This window comes from Duganella sp. GW822-FHT06D06, assembly GCF_058799615.1.
In genome coordinates this window covers 52,572-68,190 of the sequence record NZ_JBXALQ010000008.1, presented here as the reverse complement: position 1 = coordinate 68,190, position 15,619 = coordinate 52,572, and the positions used below count along the sequence as shown (strand labels likewise).

General features: G+C 64.9%; 17 protein-coding genes. 15 read left to right on the top strand and 2 right to left on the bottom strand.

Going from position 1 to position 15,619, the window contains the following annotated elements:
* The first annotated feature begins 40 nt into the window (after positions 1-40).
* From AC1RMD_RS16380 to AC1RMD_RS16355, 6 genes are read left to right on the top strand one after another with little or no spacing between them, the layout of a single operon-like run.
* Complete coding sequence (locus AC1RMD_RS16380; RefSeq protein ID WP_492927738.1) at positions 41-691, top strand: YqgE/AlgH family protein; 651 nt, start codon at positions 41-43, stop codon at positions 689-691.
* A gap of 12 nt (positions 692-703) precedes the next feature.
* Complete coding sequence (ruvX, locus tag AC1RMD_RS16375) at positions 704-1,090, top strand: Holliday junction resolvase RuvX (protein ID WP_492927737.1); 387 nt, start codon at positions 704-706, stop codon at positions 1,088-1,090.
* 5 nt (positions 1,091-1,095) lie between these two features.
* Entirely contained in the window at positions 1,096-1,605 is a 510-nt protein-coding gene (gene pyrR / locus AC1RMD_RS16370) for a bifunctional pyr operon transcriptional regulator/uracil phosphoribosyltransferase PyrR (RefSeq protein WP_492927736.1), read from the top strand.
* A gap of 4 nt (positions 1,606-1,609) precedes the next feature.
* Positions 1,610-2,575: an aspartate carbamoyltransferase catalytic subunit gene (locus AC1RMD_RS16365; protein ID WP_492927735.1), complete on the top strand. Its 966-nt coding sequence runs from the start codon at positions 1,610-1,612 to the stop codon at positions 2,573-2,575.
* Positions 2,576-2,583: 8 nt separating this feature from the next.
* The gene (locus tag AC1RMD_RS16360) at positions 2,584-3,885 is read left to right on the top strand and encodes a dihydroorotase (RefSeq protein ID WP_492927734.1); all 1,302 of its coding nucleotides are present in this window, start codon (positions 2,584-2,586) and stop codon (positions 3,883-3,885) included.
* A 9-nt stretch (positions 3,886-3,894) separates the two neighbouring features.
* On the top strand, positions 3,895-4,641 hold the full coding sequence (locus AC1RMD_RS16355; RefSeq protein ID WP_492927733.1) for a lysophospholipid acyltransferase family protein: 747 nt from the start codon (positions 3,895-3,897) through the stop codon (positions 4,639-4,641).
* Here the strand turns inward: AC1RMD_RS16355 and AC1RMD_RS16350 are convergent.
* Complete coding sequence (locus AC1RMD_RS16350) at positions 4,638-5,489, bottom strand: symmetrical bis(5'-nucleosyl)-tetraphosphatase (RefSeq protein WP_492927732.1); 852 nt, start codon at positions 5,487-5,489, stop codon at positions 4,638-4,640. The two genes, AC1RMD_RS16355 and AC1RMD_RS16350, sit on opposite strands and share 4 nt — an antisense overlap.
* Before the next feature lie 141 nt (positions 5,490-5,630).
* Here AC1RMD_RS16350 and rfbB point away from each other — a divergent pair, with 141 nt between their 5' ends.
* The 9 genes from rfbB to waaA all read left to right on the top strand — a co-directional run bounded on the left by rfbB (position 5,631) and on the right by waaA (position 14,510).
* Positions 5,631-6,704 (top strand): dTDP-glucose 4,6-dehydratase, encoded by a 1,074-nt coding sequence (rfbB, locus tag AC1RMD_RS16345; RefSeq protein ID WP_492927731.1) that lies wholly within the window; start codon positions 5,631-5,633, stop codon positions 6,702-6,704.
* Positions 6,701-7,603 carry a glucose-1-phosphate thymidylyltransferase RfbA gene (gene rfbA, locus AC1RMD_RS16340; RefSeq protein WP_492927730.1) on the top strand — a complete coding sequence of 301 codons (903 nt, stop codon included), beginning with the start codon at positions 6,701-6,703 and terminating at the stop codon, positions 7,601-7,603. The genes rfbB and rfbA overlap by 4 nt, the downstream gene beginning before the upstream one ends.
* Positions 7,600-8,148: a dTDP-4-dehydrorhamnose 3,5-epimerase gene (rfbC, locus tag AC1RMD_RS16335; RefSeq protein ID WP_492927729.1), complete on the top strand. Its 549-nt coding sequence runs from the start codon at positions 7,600-7,602 to the stop codon at positions 8,146-8,148. The genes rfbA and rfbC overlap by 4 nt, the downstream gene beginning before the upstream one ends.
* Entirely contained in the window at positions 8,145-9,002 is an 858-nt protein-coding gene (gene rfbD, locus AC1RMD_RS16330; protein WP_492927728.1) for a dTDP-4-dehydrorhamnose reductase, read from the top strand. The genes rfbC and rfbD overlap by 4 nt, the downstream gene beginning before the upstream one ends.
* A 255-nt stretch (positions 9,003-9,257) precedes the next feature.
* Positions 9,258-10,352 carry an MraY family glycosyltransferase gene (locus AC1RMD_RS16325; RefSeq protein WP_492927727.1) on the top strand — a complete coding sequence of 365 codons (1,095 nt, stop codon included), beginning with the start codon at positions 9,258-9,260 and terminating at the stop codon, positions 10,350-10,352.
* 66 nt (positions 10,353-10,418) lie between these two features.
* The gene (locus AC1RMD_RS16320; protein ID WP_492927726.1) at positions 10,419-10,727 is read left to right on the top strand and encodes an H-NS histone family protein; all 309 of its coding nucleotides are present in this window, start codon (positions 10,419-10,421) and stop codon (positions 10,725-10,727) included.
* Between the two features lie 72 nt (positions 10,728-10,799).
* Positions 10,800-12,182, top strand: coding sequence for a phosphomannomutase/phosphoglucomutase (locus AC1RMD_RS16315; protein ID WP_492927725.1), 1,383 nt, complete (start codon positions 10,800-10,802; stop codon positions 12,180-12,182).
* Between the two features lie 4 nt (positions 12,183-12,186).
* Positions 12,187-13,200: a lipopolysaccharide heptosyltransferase I gene (gene waaC, locus AC1RMD_RS16310; protein ID WP_492927724.1), complete on the top strand. Its 1,014-nt coding sequence runs from the start codon at positions 12,187-12,189 to the stop codon at positions 13,198-13,200.
* Between the two features lie 8 nt (positions 13,201-13,208).
* The gene (gene waaA / locus AC1RMD_RS16305; RefSeq protein ID WP_492927723.1) at positions 13,209-14,510 is read left to right on the top strand and encodes a lipid IV(A) 3-deoxy-D-manno-octulosonic acid transferase; all 1,302 of its coding nucleotides are present in this window, start codon (positions 13,209-13,211) and stop codon (positions 14,508-14,510) included.
* On the opposite strand, the gene AC1RMD_RS16300 is transcribed toward waaA, so the two are convergent.
* Entirely contained in the window at positions 14,507-15,571 is a 1,065-nt protein-coding gene (locus AC1RMD_RS16300) for a patatin-like phospholipase family protein (protein ID WP_492927722.1), read from the bottom strand. The genes waaA and AC1RMD_RS16300 overlap by 4 nt on opposite strands.
* Between the last annotated feature and the right edge of the window lie 48 nt (positions 15,572-15,619).

Genomic DNA, 15,619 nt, shown 5'->3' with positions numbered 1-15,619 from the left:
ATACTACAGTAATTGTCAGCAGCACAGAAAGAACACGCATATGAAGAAAAGCAAAATCGGCAAAACTCTCCCTGTACCCGGCCTGCTGCAGGAAGCCGGCGATCCCCTGGAATCCGCTGGAGAGGGTGCGGCGGCGACGCTGAACCTGGCAAATCATTTCCTGATTGCAATGCCTTCCATGCAAGATCCGGTCTTTGGCGGCACCGTCGTGTACGTGTGCGAGCACAATGAAAACGGCGTGCTGGGCGTGGTCATCAACAAACCCACCGACATGACGATGGAGGTGCTGTTCGAGCGCATCGACCTCAAGCTGGAGTCCGGCGTCGACGTCGACGCCCCCATCATGTTCGGCGGCCCGGTGCAGGACGACCGCGGCTTCGTGCTGCACACGCCGGGCACCCGCTATTCGTCGTCGCTGACGGTGACCGCGGACGTCGCCTTCACCACCTCGATCGACGTGCTGGAGGCGGTGGCCGCCGGCGACGGTCCGCCGCGCATGCTGGTGTCGATCGGCTATTCGGGCTGGAGCCCGGGGCAGCTGGAAGACGAGATCAGCCGCAACGGCTGGCTGACCGTGGGCGCCGATCCGGAGATCCTGTTCAACCTGCCAATTGAAGAGCGCTACACGGCCGCGATGCGCCTGCTGGGCATCGATCCGCTGATGCTGACCTCGGAGGCCGGCCATGCATAAGATGTGCATGCCGTGAACATCGAGACCATCTTCGCATTCGATTTCGGCGTCAAACGCATCGGCGTGGCCATGGGCAATACCATGATCCGCCAGGCCGAGCCCGTCAAAGTCATCGCCGCCATCGACAACGCCACCCGCTTTGCCGACATCGCCGCGCTGCTGGCCGAGTGGAAGCCGGCGCGGCTGGTGGTCGGCCTGCCCATGCACCCCGACGGCGCCGAGCACGACATGACCGCGCGCGCGCGCAAGTTCGCCAACCAGTTGCACGGCCGCTTCAGCCTGCCGGTGGAGCTGGTCGACGAGCGCTATTCGTCGGCCGTGATTGCCGCCAAGCGCGGCGAAGTCATCGACGACCGCGCCGCCGCCATCATCCTGCAACAATATTTCGACACCCACTAAATCCCATGTCCACACTGAACCCCAACCAACTCGACGCCGAAGCGCTGTACGCGACCCTGCTGGCCGACGTCAAAGCCGGCCTGGCCGGCGTGGCCGACGTCGCCATCGTCGGCATCCACTCCGGCGGCGCCTGGATCGCCGAACGCCTGGCGGCCGACCTCGGCCTGTCCGCCCGCTGCGGCGTGCTGGACGTGTCCTTCTACCGCGACGATTACGCCAGGAAGGGCTTGCCGGCCGACGTCAAGCCGACCCACATCGGCTTCGAAGTGGCGGCCGCCAACCTGCTGCTGGTGGACGACGTGCTGTACACCGGCCGCACCACCCGCGCCGCGATCAACGAGCTGTTCGACTACGGCCGCCCGGCGCGCATCATGCTGGCCGCGCTGGTCGACCGCGGCGAACGCCAGTTGCCGGTGGCGGCCGATTTCGTCGCCGCCCACGTGCAGGTGCCGCAAGGACAGGCGCTGGTGCTCAAGCGCGCCGACGATGGAAAATTTACGCTAACCATAGAATAAAACCATGCTTAATCCGCAACTGAATAAACACGGCGAGCTCCAGCACTTGCTGTCGATCGAGGGACTGCCGAAGTCCATCGTCAACCACATCCTCGACACCGCCTCGTCGTTCGTCGGCATCTCCGACCGCGACGTCAAGAAGGTCCCGCTGATGCGCGGCAAGTCGGTGTTCAACCTGTTCTTCGAGAACTCCACCCGCACCCGCACCACCTTCGAGATCGCCTCGAAGCGCTTGTCGGCCGACGTGATCAACCTGAACATCCAGGCCTCGTCCGCCAGCAAGGGCGAGTCGCTGCTCGACACCATCGACAATCTGTCGGCCATGCACGCCGACATGTTCGTGGTGCGCCACGCGCAGTCGGGCGCGCCCTACCTGATCGCCAAGCACCTGCACGACACCAAACAGTCGCACGTCCACGTGGTCAACGCCGGCGACGGCCGCCACGCGCACCCGACCCAGGGCCTGCTGGACATGTACACCATCCGCCACTACAAGAAGGACTTCACCAACCTGACGGTGGCGATCGTCGGCGACATCCTGCACAGCCGCGTGGCCCGTTCCGACATCCACGCGCTGACCACCCTGGGCGTGCCGGAAGTGCGCGCGATCGGCCCGCACACCCTGCTGCCGGGCGGCCTCGAGCAGATGGGCGTGCGCACCTTCACCAATATGGAAGCGGGCTTGAAGGGCGTCGACGTGATCATCATGCTGCGCCTGCAGAACGAGCGCATGAGCGGCGCGCTGCTGCCGTCGGCGCAGGAATACTTCAAGAGCTACGGCCTGACGCCGGAACGCCTGGCGCTGGCCAAGCCGGACGCGATCGTCATGCACCCGGGGCCGATGAACCGCGGCGTCGAGATCGACTCGGCGGTGGCGGACGGTCCGCAGGCGGTGATACTGCCGCAGGTGACTTTCGGGATCGCAGTACGGATGGCGGTAATGAGCATAGTGGCGGGGACGCAGGGATGAACGCAGGCATGAAACTACACATTAAAAACGGTCACCTGATCGATCCGGCCAACGGCATCGACGGCAAGAACGACCTCTACATCGCCGACGGCAAAGTGCTGGCGGTCGGCAGCGCGCCCGTCGGCTTCACCGCCGACCAGACCATCGACGCCACCGGCCTGATCGTCTCGCCCGGTTTCGTCGACCTGTCGGCGCGGCTGCGCGAGCCGGGCTACGAATACAAGGCCACCTTGGAATCGGAAATGCAGGCCGCCATGCAAGGCGGCGTGACCAGCCTGGTCTGCCCGCCGGACACCGATCCGGTGCTCGACGAGCCGGGCCTGGTCGAGATGCTCAAGCACCGCGCCAAGACCTTGAACCAGGCCCATGTGCACCCGCTGGGCGCGCTGACCGTCGGCCTCAAGGGCAAGGCGCTGACCGAGATGGCCGAGCTGACCGAAGCGGGCTGCATCGGCTTCGCCCAGGCGGAAGAGCCGATCGAAGACACCAACGTGCTGCTGCGCGCCATGCAGTACGCCAAGACCTTCAACTACACCGTGTGGCTGCGTCCGCAGGACGCGCACATCGGCCGCGGCGGCATCGCCGCCAGCGGCCCGCTGGCTTCGCGCCTGGGCCTGTCCGGCGTGCCGGTGATGTCGGAGACCATCGCGCTGCACACGATCTTCGAGCTGATGCGTTCGACCGGCGCCCGCGTGCACCTGTGCCGCATGTCGTCGGCGGCCGGCCTGGAGCTGGTGCGCGGCGCCAAGAAGGAAGGCTTGCCGGTCACCTGCGACGTCGGCGCCCACCACATCCACATGACCGACGCCGACATCGGCTTCTTCGATTCGAACGCGCGCGTGACGCCGCCGTTCCGCAGCCAGCGCGACCGCGACGCCATCCGCCTCGGCCTGCTGGACGGCACGGTCGACGCGCTGTGCTCGGACCACACGCCGGTCGACGACGACGAGAAACTGCTGCCGTTCGGCGAAGCCTCGCCCGGCGCGACCGGGCTGGAGCTGCTGCTGTCGCTGGCGCTGAAATGGGCCGACGACTACGCCGCCACCCAGGACACGGGCGCGGTGCGTCCGCTGGCGCGCGCGCTGGCGCGCATCACCTCCGACGCCGCCCGCGTGGCCGGGCTGGACGCCGGCACCTTGTCGGTCGGCGCCTCGGCCGACGTCTGCCTGTTCGATCCCGAAGCGCGCTGGACCGTGGAAGCGTCGGCGCTGGCCAGCCAGGGCAAGCACACGCCCTTCATCGGCTACAACCTGGCCGGGCAGGTCCGCACCACCATCGTGGCAGGTCACGTCGCCTACCAACGCAGCTGATCGGTTTGCATGAAGCTTATGATGATCTTCCGCCTGGCGCGGGTGTTTGTGCACGTGCTGGTGGGCATGGCGATCTGTGCGACGGTGTTCCCCTGGATCGGGCAGCAAAAGCGTAACGGCCACATCCGCCGCTGGTCGACCCGGCTGCTGGCGATGTGCAATGTGACGGTGGAGCAGGACGCCGGCGTGCCCTTGCTGGAGCGGGCGATGGTGGTGGCCAATCACGTCTCGTGGCTGGACATCTTCGTCATCCACAGCATGCATCCCAGCCACTTCGTGGCCAAGTCCGAGATCCGCGCGTGGCCGCTGGCCGGCTGGCTGGCGGAGAAGGCCGGCACGATCTTCATCGCGCGCGGCAACCGGCGCGACCTGCGGCACATCTTCAAGGGCCTGGTGCACAGCCTGGAGCGCGGCGAGCGGGTGGCCTTCTTCCCGGAGGGGACCACGGCGGCGCAGGGCGGCTTGCTGCCGTTCCACGCCAATCTGTTCGAGGCGGCGATCGACGCCAAGGTGCCGGTGCAGGCGATCGCGCTGTCGTACCGCGATCCGTCGGGCGTTTCGCATCCGTCGGTGGATTTCATCGGCGACACCAGCTTCGCCGAGAGCATCATGCTGATCCTCGATGGGCCGCCGGTCAAGGCCAGGTTGACGATCTTGCCGGCCATCGACAGCATCGGCGCCCACCGCCGCGAGCTGGCCGAGGCCACGCACCAGGCCGTCGCCGCCGCGCTGGGCGTGGCGGCCGCTGCTCACTAGTTCTTCTTGCCGCCGTGTTGCTGGAACTCCGGGCACTGCACCTGCAGCAGGCTGCGGTCTTCCAGGCACACGGCGCTCAACTGGCCGCCCCACACGCAGCCACTGTCGAGTCCGATCAAGTGCGGCTTCAGCACCAGCCCCAGCGCCGACCAGTGGCCGAACACCACCGTCTCCTTGCGGCTGCGCCGGCCCGGCACCTCGAACCACGGCATCAGGCCCGAGCCTTGTTCCGCCGTGCCGCTTTCCTTCATCTTGAAATCCATCACGCCGTCGGCGTCGCAAAAGCGCAGCCGCGTCATCGCGTTGATGATGCAGCGCAGCCGGTCCGCGCCGTGCAGCGCGTCGCTCCAGCGGTCCGGCAGGTTGCCGTACATCCCGGCCAGGAACTCTTCGATGCCGGCGCCGCGCAACATCTGCTGCACTTCGCCGGCCAAGGCCATCGCCTGCGCCGCCGTCCATTGCGGCAGCAGGCCGGCGTGCACCAGCAGATGGCCCTGGGTGTGGATGGCCAGCGGACGGCGCCGCAGCCAATCGATCAGCTCGTCCCTGTCGGGCGCGTGCAGGATCTCGGCCAGCGTGTCGGACTTGTGCTCGGGCCGGATGCCGTAGGCCACCGCCAGCAAGTGCAGGTCGTGATTGCCGAGCACGCTGTCGATGCGGCCGCCGCTGCCCATCGCCAGCGCCCGCACATGGCGCAGCGTGGCCAGCGAATCCGGGCCGCGATTGATCAGGTCGCCAGCAAACAGTATGACGGGCTCTTCTTCACCGGCATGTTCGCGGATGCGCTCCAGCAGCAACAAGGTCTGCTCGTGGCAGCCCTGCAAATCCCCGATTACATAGGTTTTCATGTGGATGCTCTGTGGTTCGTTGCTTTGGAATCTGAAATACCCTGAATTCAGAGCGCGGGGTGTCGATTTTTGCCCGGTAGCAGGGCAGTTTCACATAAAATCATGCTTGCGACTACTTTGACTCTTGCAGCGGGATACTAAATGATTTTTGTGACGGGTGGTGCGGGTTTCATCGGCTCGAATTTTGTACTCGACTGGTTGGCTCAGTCGGACGAGTCTGTTATCAACTACGATAAGCTGACCTACGCAGGCAATCTGAACAACCTGGCGTCGCTGAAGCAGGACGCGCGCCACACCTTTGTGCGCGGCGACATCTGCGACCAGGCGCAAGTGCTGGCCCTGTTCCAGCGGCACCGGCCGCGCGCGGTGGTGCACTTCGCCGCCGAAAGCCATGTGGACCGCTCCATCCTCGGACCGGGCGAGTTCATCAACACCAACATCAACGGCACCTTCAGCCTGCTCGAAGCGGCGCGCGCCTACTGGTCGGCGCTGCCGGACGAGGAGAAGGCGGCGTTCCGCTTCCTGCACGTGTCCACCGACGAGGTCTACGGCACGCTGGGCCCGGACGATGCGCCGTTCAGCGAGACCACCGCGTTCGCGCCCAACAGCCCGTACTCGGCGTCCAAGGCCGCCTCCGACCACCTGGTGCGTTCCTACCACCACACCTACGGCCTGCCGACGGTGACCACCAACTGCTCCAACAACTACGGCCCGTATCACTTCCCCGAGAAGCTGATCCCGCTGATCATCGCCAACGCCCAGGCCGGCAAGCCGCTGCCGATCTACGGCGACGGCCAGCAGGTGCGCGACTGGCTGTACGTCAGCGACCACTGCGCGGCGATCCGCCGCGTGCTGGCGGCGGGCCGCCTGGGCGAGACCTACAACGTCGGCGGCTGGAACGAGATGGCCAACCTGGACGTGGTGCACACGCTGTGCGACATGCTGGACCGGCTCAAGCCGAAAGCGGACGGCGCCAGCTACCGCGCGCAAATCACCTACGTCAAGGACCGCCCCGGCCACGACCGCCGCTACGCCATCGACGCCCGCAAGCTGGAGCGCGAACTGGGCTGGAAACCGGCCGAGACCTTCGAGACCGGCATCGCCAAGACCGTGCAGTGGTACCTGGACCACCAGGACTGGGTCGCCGACGTGCAGTCGGGCAGCTATGCCAAGTGGGTGGAAACCAATTACTTTAATCGCGAAGGCCAGCCATGAGCACTCCTACCAATAGCCGCAAAGGCATCATCCTGGCAGGCGGCTCCGGCACCCGCCTGTATCCGGTGACGATGAGCGTCTCCAAGCAGCTGCTGCCGATCTACGACAAGCCGATGATCTACCATCCGCTGACGGTGCTGATGTTGGCCGGCATGACCGAGATCCTGCTGATCTCGACGCCGCAGGACACGCCGCGCTTCCAGGACCTGCTGGGCGACGGCAGCCAGTGGGGCATCCACATCAGCTACGCGGTCCAGCCTTCGCCGGATGGCCTGGCGCAAGCCTTCATCATCGGCAAGGACTTCGTCGGCGATTCGCCGTCGGCGCTGATCCTGGGCGATAACATCTACTACGGCAACGACCTCGACGCCTTGCTGCGCCACGCCACCGAGCAGACCGACGGCGCCACCGTGTTCGCCTACCACGTGCAGGACCCGGAACGCTACGGCGTGGTCGAGTTCGACGCCGACCGCACGGCGGTGTCGATCGAGGAAAAACCGCTCAAGCCGAAATCGAACTACGCCGTCACCGGCCTGTATTTCTACGACAAGCAGGTGTGCGACATCGCCGCCAGCATCAAGCCGTCCGCGCGCGGCGAGCTGGAAATTACCGACGTCAACCGCATCTACCTGGAAAAGCAGCAGCTCAACGTCGAGGTGATGGGGCGCGGCATGGCCTGGCTCGACACCGGCACCCACGAGTCGCTGCTCGATGCCTCGCAGTTCATCGCCACCATCGAAAAGCGCCAGGGCTTGAAAGTGGCTTGCCCGGAAGAGATCGCTTACCGCAAGGGCTACATCGACGCCGCCCAGCTGCGCAAGCTGGCCGAGCCGCTGAAGAAAAACAACTACGGCCAATATCTGCTGCAGATTCTTGAAGACAAGGTCGTGCCACGATGAATGTGATCGCTACACCGCTGGAGGGCTTGCTGGTGCTGGAGCCGCGCGTGTTCGGCGACGACCGCGGCTTTTTCTTCGAGAGTTTCAACGCCCGCCGTTTCGCCGAACTGACCGGCGTCAGCCTGCCTTTCGTGCAGGACAACCATTCGCGCTCGGCCAAGGGCGTGCTGCGCGGCCTGCACTACCAGATCCAGCAGGCGCAGGGCAAGCTGGTGCGCGCCACCGCCGGCAGCGTGTTCGACGTCGCCGTCGACATGCGCAAGAGCTCGGCCACCTTCGGCCAGTGGTACGGCATCGAACTGTCGGCCGAGAACAAGAAGCAGATGTGGATACCGCCCGGTTTCGCGCACGGCTTCGTGGTCACCAGCGACGCCGCCGAATTCCTCTACAAGACCACCGACTACTGGGCGCCCGAGCACGAGCGCTCGGTGCTGTGGAACGATCCGGCCATCGGCATCGAGTGGCCGGCGCTGGACGCGGCGCCGCTGCTGTCCGGTAAAGACCAGGCCGCCGTGCTGCTGGCCGACGCCGAGGTGTTCGCATGAAAATCCTGCTGACCGGCAGCAGCGGCCAGGTGGGCTATGAACTGGCGCGCAGCCTGCAAGGCATAGGCGAGGTGGTGGCGGTCGACCGCAAGGTGATGGACCTGTCCGACCTGGACCAGGTGCGCGACGTGATCCGCCGCGAAAAGCCGGGCCTGATCGTCAATCCGGCCGCCTACACGGCGGTCGACAAGGCCGAGAGCGAGCCGGAACTGGCGCACCGCATCAACGCCGAAGCGCCGGGCCTGATGGCGCGGGAAGCCGGGCTGCTGGGCGCGGCCATGGTGCACTACTCGACCGACTACGTGTTCGACGGCAGCGAGCCGGCGGCGCGGGTGGAGGACGACGCCACCGGCCCGCTCAACGTCTACGGCGCCAGCAAGCTGGCCGGCGAGCAGGCCATCGCCGCGGCCGGCATTCCGCACCTGATCTTCCGCACCAGCTGGGTGTACGGCATGCGCGGCAAGAACTTCCTGCTGACCATGCTGCGCCTGGCCAGCGAGCGCGACGAACTGCGCGTGGTGGCCGACCAGCACGGCGCGCCGACCTGGAGCCGCACCATCGCCGACAGCACCGCGCTGGTGCTGTCGCAAGCCCACGCGGGCGGGCGCGAGTGGTGGGTGCAGAACAGCGGCGTGTATCACCTGAGCGCCCAGGGCCAGACCACCTGGTTCGACTTCACCCGGGCCATCGTCGAGGCGGCGGGGCTGGAATGTCGTGTGTTGCCGATCACCAGCGCCGAATATCCGGTGCCGGCCAAGCGCCCGCAGTATTCGGTGCTGTCGTCCGAACGCCTGATGGCGCGCTTCTGCCACTTGCCGGATTGGAAAGAAGCCTTGTATTTGTGCATGCGTTGAGTGGTATCGCGAGTTGTATCGTTTGGTAAGCTTTTTCGCCTCCACCCGACGCTGCTGCTATCATGCCGACGCGCCCAGACCGCGCGCCGGCATGTTTTCTTGCGCCTGACGTTGCAAAACTGTCCAATGTTTGACGCCGGACGGCTATTACCGGCCGTCAATTCAGGACCTGCCCGCTTAATCCGGTACAATCGCGGCTTAGCGTGTAGTCCATCCTTATCGGTTAGCGCATCCGGTAATTTTGTATAGAAAAATATGTTTTCCTTTTTACTGAGCTTTGTCGCTTCCGCGCTGCTAACCCTGCTGGTGATTAAAGAAGCGAGATTGCACGGTCCTGCGCTCGATTCCGATTTCATGGGCGTGCAAAAAGTGCATGCCCACCATGTCGCCCGGATTGGCGGCTTATCGATATTCTTATCGGTGGCGCTGAGTTCTTTTATTTCCATTTGGCGGGTGCCGGCCATGACGCATTGGCTGATGTCGCTATTGGCCTGTTCCTCGGTGGCCTTTGTCGGCGGCATCGTCGAGGATTACACCGGCCGCGTCAGCGCCACCCGCCGCCTGGTGCTGACCATGGCCGCCGCCGCGCTCGGCTATTTCCTGCTCGACGCCCGCGTCGACCGCATCGACTGGGCGTTTTCCGCCTGGCCGCTGCAATATATGTGGCTGACCCTGCCGCTGACGGTGCTGGCCGTGGCCGGCATCGCCAACGCGGTTAATATCATCGACGGTTTCAACGGCCTGGCCAGCGTGGTGTGCATTTGCATGTTGCTGTCGCTCGGTTATGTGGCCTTGCAGGTCAACGATATGTTCGTCCTGATCGCGGCGCTGATGGTGGCGGGCGCCACGGCCGGCTTCCTGATCTGGAACTACCCGGTCGGCATGATCTTCCTGGGCGACGGCGGCGCGTATTTTATCGGCTTCATGCTGGGCGAGCTGGCCTTGCTGCTGGTGATGCGCAACCCGCAGGTTTCTACCTGGTACGCGGCGCTGCTGCTCATCTATCCGACCTTTGAAACCTTATTCTCCGTTTATCGCCGCATGTTTGTCCGTGGAAAATCTCCGGCCATGCCGGACGGCATACATTTGCATAGCCTGATCTTCCGCCGCGTGGTGCAATGGGCGGTCGGCCGCAAAGAGGCGCGCGCGCTGATACGCCGCAATTCGATGACGTCGCCGTATTTATGGCTGTTTTCGCTGATGGCGGTGATACCGGCCACGGTATTGTGGCGCCATACCTGGGCATTAATGGTTTTCTGTATTTTGTTTATCATCAGTTACATCTGGATATATGTCCGCATCGTCCGCTTTAAAGCCCCGCGCTGGATGATACGTCATAAGAAAACCTGACTTTTTTATGTTGATGTAATATATTCCCGCCGGGCTTTATATCACCTCACTTAAAAGGAATACCCCATGGATCTGTCGAATATGTCCTCCGCCGAATTGCGTAATCTGCAAGAGCAGGTTAAGCGCGAATTAAAACAGCGCGAAAGCCAGGACCTGGCCAAGGCGCGCGAACAGATACTGGCCATCGCCCACAGCGTGGGCCTGCCGGTGAAAGACCTGGTCGGCGGCGCCGTGCGCGCCAAGACCGGCAGCGTGGCGCCACGCTACCGCAATCCGGCCGACGCCTCGCAACTCTGGACCGGCCGCGGCCGCCAGCCGAAATGGGTCAAGGATTGGCTGGACGCCGGTAAAGACATCGCCGGCTTAAAGGTTTAAACTGCTGGCACTCCGATAACCTGCGGCTGGCGAAGCCAGCCGCTTTCACTTTTTTCGAATACATCCCACACTATGGTTTCTTTATCTAAAACGATCTTCAAGGCTTACGACATCCGCGGCATTATCGATAAAACGCTGGATGCGGGCGTCGCGCGCCAGATCGGCCAGGCCTTCGGCCAGGCTGCGCTGGCCAAGGGTGAAAAGAAAGTCGTGATCGGCCGTGACGGTCGCCTGTCCGGTCCGGTGTTGACGGCGGCGCTGGCCGAAGGCCTGCAAGCGGCCGGTGTGGATGTGATCGACCTGGGCGTGGTGGCCACGCCGATGGTGTACTTCGGCACCAACGTGCTGGGCGCCGCGTCCGGCATCATGGTCACCGGCAGCCACAATCCGCCGGACTACAACGGCTTCAAGATGGTGCTGGCCGGCGAAGCGATCCACGGCGACGCCATCACCGCGCTGTACCAGCGCATCGTCGACCACGACGGTTCGTCGGCGGCCGCGCAGGGCGGCTACAGCACCCACGACATCCGCGCCCAGTACCTGGAGCGCATCATCGGCGACGTCAAGCTGGCGCGTCCGATCAAGATCGCGGTGGACTGCGGCAACGGCGTGGCCGGCGCGTTCGCGGGCGACCTGTTCCGCGGCATGGGCTGCGAAGTGGTCGAACTGTTCTGCGAAGTGGACGGCAATTTCCCCAACCACCATCCCGATCCTGCGCATCCGGAAAACCTGCAAGACCTGATCCGCTGCCTGCAGCAGACCGACGCCGAGCTGGGCATCGCCTTCGACGGCGACGGCGACCGCCTGGGCGTGGTCACCAAGGATGGCCAGATCATCTACCCGGACCGCCAGATGATGTTGTTCGCGGCCGACGTGCTGAGCCGCCATCCGGGCGAGCAGATTCTGTACGACGTCAAGTGCACCCGCCACCTGGCGCCGTGGATCAGCAAGCACGGCGGCGTGCCGCTGATGTACAAGACCGGCCACTCGCTGGTCAAGGCCAAGCTGCGCGAAACCGGCGCCCCGCTGGGCGGCGAAATGAGCGGCCACATTTTCTTCAAGGACCGCTGGTACGGTTTCGACGACGGCCTGTATTCCGGCGCCCGCCTGCTGGAGATACTGACCCGTGTAGCCGATCCGTCCAAGCTGCTGAACTCGCTGCCGCAATCGGACAGCACGCCCGAGCTGCACCTGCACCTGAGCGAAGGCGAAAACGTCATCGTCATGGACAAGCTGCGCGCCGACGCCAAGTTCCCCGGCAATGTGCAGATCATCACCATCGACGGCCTGCGCGTGGAATACGAAGACGGCTTCGGCCTGGCGCGTTCGTCCAACACCACGCCGGTGATCGTGATGCGCTTCGAGGCCGAAACGCCGGCCGCGCTGGCGCGCATCCAGGGCCAGTTCAAGAGCGTGATCCTGGCTGCCAAGCCGGACGCGGAACTGCCGTTCTAAGCGCATGACGGCGCAAGCGGGCGGCCGCAAGCCGCTGAACATTTTGCTGGTGCGCGTCTCCTCGCTGGGCGACGTGCTGCACAACCTGCCGATGGTGGCCGATATCGCCCGCCATTTCCCGGACGCGAATATCGACTGGGTGGTGGAGGAGGGCTATGTCAGCCTGGTGCGGCTCAACGCCCGCGTGCGCACCATCATTCCGTTTGCGCTGCGGCGCTGGCGCAAGAGTCTCGGCAAGCCCGAGACCCGCGCCGAGATCAAGGATTTTTTCCGTACCCTGCGCCGGCAGCAGTACGACTATGTGTTCGATACGCAGGGATTGCTCAAGACCGGCATCATCATGGGCGCAGCCCGGGTGGTGAAGGGCGGCCGCAAGGTCGGCCTGGCCAACGGCAGCGAAGGCTCCGGCTACGAAGGCGTCTCGCGCATCTTCCACAATCTGAGCATACCGACCGATCCGCGCACGCACGCGGTGGCGCGCGGCCGTCTGGTGGCCGGCGCGGCGCTGGGCTACGCGGTCGATGCACCGGCCGATTTCGGCCTGCCGGAAGTGTCGGCCGGCGAGCCGCGTCCGGACTGGATGCCGGCCGAAGCTTATGTCGTCTACTTCCACGGCACCGCGCGCGATCCGAAGAAGTGGGCGCCGGAGAACTGGATGGCGCTGGGCCGCGAACTGGCGCCCATGCCCATCCTGCTGCCCTGGGGCTCGCCCAAGGAAAAGGCCGAAGCCGAAGTACTGGCCGCCGGCCTGCCGAACGCGCGCGTGCTGCCGAAGCTGTCGATGGCCGATGCCATGCTGCTGGCGCGTCACGCCGGCCTGGTGATCGGCGTCGATACCGGATTGACCCATATCGCCGCCGCCTTCGTGCGGCCGACGGTGGAGATCTATGCCGATTCGCCGCGCTGGAAGACCGAGGGCAACTGGTCGCCGCGCATCATCAACCTGGGCGATCGCGGCACGCCGCCGTCGGTGGCCGAAGTATTGGCGGCGGCGCGCAGCCTGCTCGCGCAGTCATAAGAATCGTCATGCGTATTTTTTATTCCGTGATGTGGTGCCTGGCCTTGCCGCTGGTGCTGGCGCGCTTGTGGCTGCGCGGCCGCAAGGAACCGGGCTATCGCCAGCATTGGGGCGAGCGACTGGGCTTCTACCGTGGCGCCGCCTCGTCCTCGCCGACGCTCTGGGTGCATGCGGTGTCGGTGGGCGAAACCCGCGCCGCCGAACCTTTGATCGACGCCTTGCTGGCCGAGTATCCGCACAGCCGCATCGTCCTCACCCACATGACGCCGACCGGGCGCGCCACCGGCAAGACGCTGTTCGCCAAGCATGGCGCGCGGCTGGTGCAATCGTACCTGCCGTATGACACGGCGACGATGGTGGGCAGCTTCATCAAACATTTCAAACCTGCGGTCTGCATCCTGATGGAGACCGAGGTGTGGCCGAACCTGATCGCGGTATGCGGCCAGCGCCGCGTGCCGGTGGTGCTGGCCAACGCCCGCCTGTCGGAGCGTTCGCTGCGCAGGTCGCGCCGCTTCGGTTCGCTGCTGGTCGATGCCGCGCGCGGCATTTCGCTGGTCGCGGCGCAGACGGCGGCCGATGCCGAGCGCGTGCGCTCGCTGGGCGTGCGGCGCGTGGAGATCACCGGCAGCATCAAGTTCGACGTGGTGGTGCCGGATGCGGCGCTGGCGATCGGCGCTGCGCTGCGCGGCGTGATCGGCGCCCGTCCGGTGCTGCTGTGCGCCAGCACGCGCGAGGGCGAAGAAGAATTGATACTGGAGGCGTTCCGCCGGCAGCGTGCCGGCTTGCCGTCCGATGTGCTGCTGTTGATCGTGCCGCGTCATCCGCAGCGTTTCGATGAAGTGGAAAAAATGGTCGGCGCGCATGGACTGACCGTGCAGCGCCGCAGCAAGCTGGCGCTGGACGGCAATGATGCCGCGCTGGCGGGCTCTGTCGAGGTGCTGCTGGGCGATTCGATGGGCGAGATGTTCGCCTACTACGCGGCCTGCGATGTGGCCTTCGTCGGCGGCAGCCTGCTGCCGCTGGGCGGCCAGAACCTGATCGAGCCGGCGGCGCTGGGCAAGCCGGTGCTGATCGGAACCCACACCTTTAACTTTGCGCTGGTGACGGAAGATGCGCTGGCGGCCGGTGGCGCGCAACGCGTCGCCGATGCGGCGCAGCTGATGTCCGCCGCCGGGCGTTTGCTGAAAGATGACGCGGCGCGCGCGGCGATGGGCCGCAACGCGCTGGCCTTCGCCAACCAGCATCGCGGCGCCACGCGCCGCACGCTGGCGCTGTTGCCGGCATTGCTGCCAGCCCTGGTCCAACCTTAGCCCGCCAGTTCCGTCTCTTCAGCATAGCGCAGCACGGTGGAGTGCTGGCGGCAGAAGCGCGTCGCCGCCTTGTAGCCGATATCGAACAGGAACTGCATGTTCGACGTCGACCAGTCCATGGTGTTCGGCATATGGTCGTCCGGCACGGCGGCCATCAACTCCAGCTTGAGCAGGCGGCGTTTCGGCAGGCCGGTCTTGCGGTCGGTGTTGTGCTCCAGCTCGAACAGGCGGATCTGGTTCTGCGAAATCTTCACCAGCGGCGTGATCATCGAACCGACCCACGCGTCGTACAGATTGCGCGGCTTGCGCAGCAGGCGCTCGTCGCCGAGGATGTCGAGCACGATCAGCGTGTCGGTGTCGTGGTGATCGCCTTTGCCTTCGATGAAGGGATCGAAGTTCAGCGTCTCCAGCGCGGCGCCTTCGATGTAGTCCTCGCCGTCGATCTCAGTCGGCGCGTACAGGAAGGGGAAGGACAGCGCGGCGCGCACATGTTCCGCCTTGATTTCGTGCTTGTCCCAGATCGTCATGCGATGCTGGTTCAGGTTGTAGGCGTTGATGTAGAACTCCGGCTTCATGCTGGCGATGGCGGAGAAATCAACCGCGCCTTCCAGGAACGGCGCATGGGCGCACAAGCCCAGGCTCTTGGCCGACAGGTTGGACGGCGACATGGTCGACATCAGCAACTGGGTCCAGTCGGTCCACGGCACCGAGCCCTGGGCGAACACGTTCTGCATCGCGCCGAACACCGGATGGCTGTTCGACGGCGCGAAGGCGTTGCGGAAGGCGTCCGCTTCCTGGCCCGGCTTGTGGAAGATCTTGTAGTTCACCGGCATCATCTTGTAGATGCTGTCGGAGACGCCGGTATCGGCCCAGCGTTTCAGCGCTTCGCGCGGCGAGCCATCCAATGGCGCCGCGTACAGCAAGCCCATCAGAACACCCGCTCCGGAAGCGGAAATCACGTCGAATTCGACTTCCTGGTCGAGGAAGGCAGCCAGCGCGCCGGCGATCAGAGGCGAGTTCGGCGCGCCTCCACCCAAGACCAGGCCGGTCTTCTTTTTCATAGTTTGTTGCATTAAATTTATCCCTTATGCGGCAGTGCAGCAGAAGTT

Bases quoted from the DNA above. Each gene is read 5' to 3' on its own strand.
- AC1RMD_RS16380 (WP_492927738.1), top strand. From the start codon at position 41: ATGAAGAAAAGCAAAATCGGCAAAACTCTCCCTGTACCCGGCCTGCTG.
- pyrR (WP_492927736.1), top strand. From the start codon at position 1,096: ATGTCCACACTGAACCCCAACCAACTCGACGCCGAAGCGCTGTACGCG.
- AC1RMD_RS16365 (WP_492927735.1), top strand. From the start codon at position 1,610: ATGCTTAATCCGCAACTGAATAAACACGGCGAGCTCCAGCACTTGCTG.
- AC1RMD_RS16360 (WP_492927734.1), top strand. From the start codon at position 2,584: ATGAAACTACACATTAAAAACGGTCACCTGATCGATCCGGCCAACGGC.
- AC1RMD_RS16355 (WP_492927733.1), top strand. From the start codon at position 3,895: ATGAAGCTTATGATGATCTTCCGCCTGGCGCGGGTGTTTGTGCACGTG.
- AC1RMD_RS16350 (WP_492927732.1), bottom strand. From the start codon at position 5,489: ATGAAAACCTATGTAATCGGGGATTTGCAGGGCTGCCACGAGCAGACC.
- rfbB (WP_492927731.1), top strand. From the start codon at position 5,631: ATGATTTTTGTGACGGGTGGTGCGGGTTTCATCGGCTCGAATTTTGTA.
- rfbA (WP_492927730.1), top strand. From the start codon at position 6,701: ATGAGCACTCCTACCAATAGCCGCAAAGGCATCATCCTGGCAGGCGGC.
- rfbC (WP_492927729.1), top strand. From the start codon at position 7,600: ATGAATGTGATCGCTACACCGCTGGAGGGCTTGCTGGTGCTGGAGCCG.
- rfbD (WP_492927728.1), top strand. From the start codon at position 8,145: ATGAAAATCCTGCTGACCGGCAGCAGCGGCCAGGTGGGCTATGAACTG.
- AC1RMD_RS16325 (WP_492927727.1), top strand. From the start codon at position 9,258: ATGTTTTCCTTTTTACTGAGCTTTGTCGCTTCCGCGCTGCTAACCCTG.
- AC1RMD_RS16320 (WP_492927726.1), top strand. From the start codon at position 10,419: ATGGATCTGTCGAATATGTCCTCCGCCGAATTGCGTAATCTGCAAGAG.
- AC1RMD_RS16315 (WP_492927725.1), top strand. From the start codon at position 10,800: ATGGTTTCTTTATCTAAAACGATCTTCAAGGCTTACGACATCCGCGGC.
- waaC (WP_492927724.1), top strand. From the start codon at position 12,187: ATGACGGCGCAAGCGGGCGGCCGCAAGCCGCTGAACATTTTGCTGGTG.
- waaA (WP_492927723.1), top strand. From the start codon at position 13,209: ATGCGTATTTTTTATTCCGTGATGTGGTGCCTGGCCTTGCCGCTGGTG.
- AC1RMD_RS16300 (WP_492927722.1), bottom strand. From the start codon at position 15,571: ATGAAAAAGAAGACCGGCCTGGTCTTGGGTGGAGGCGCGCCGAACTCG.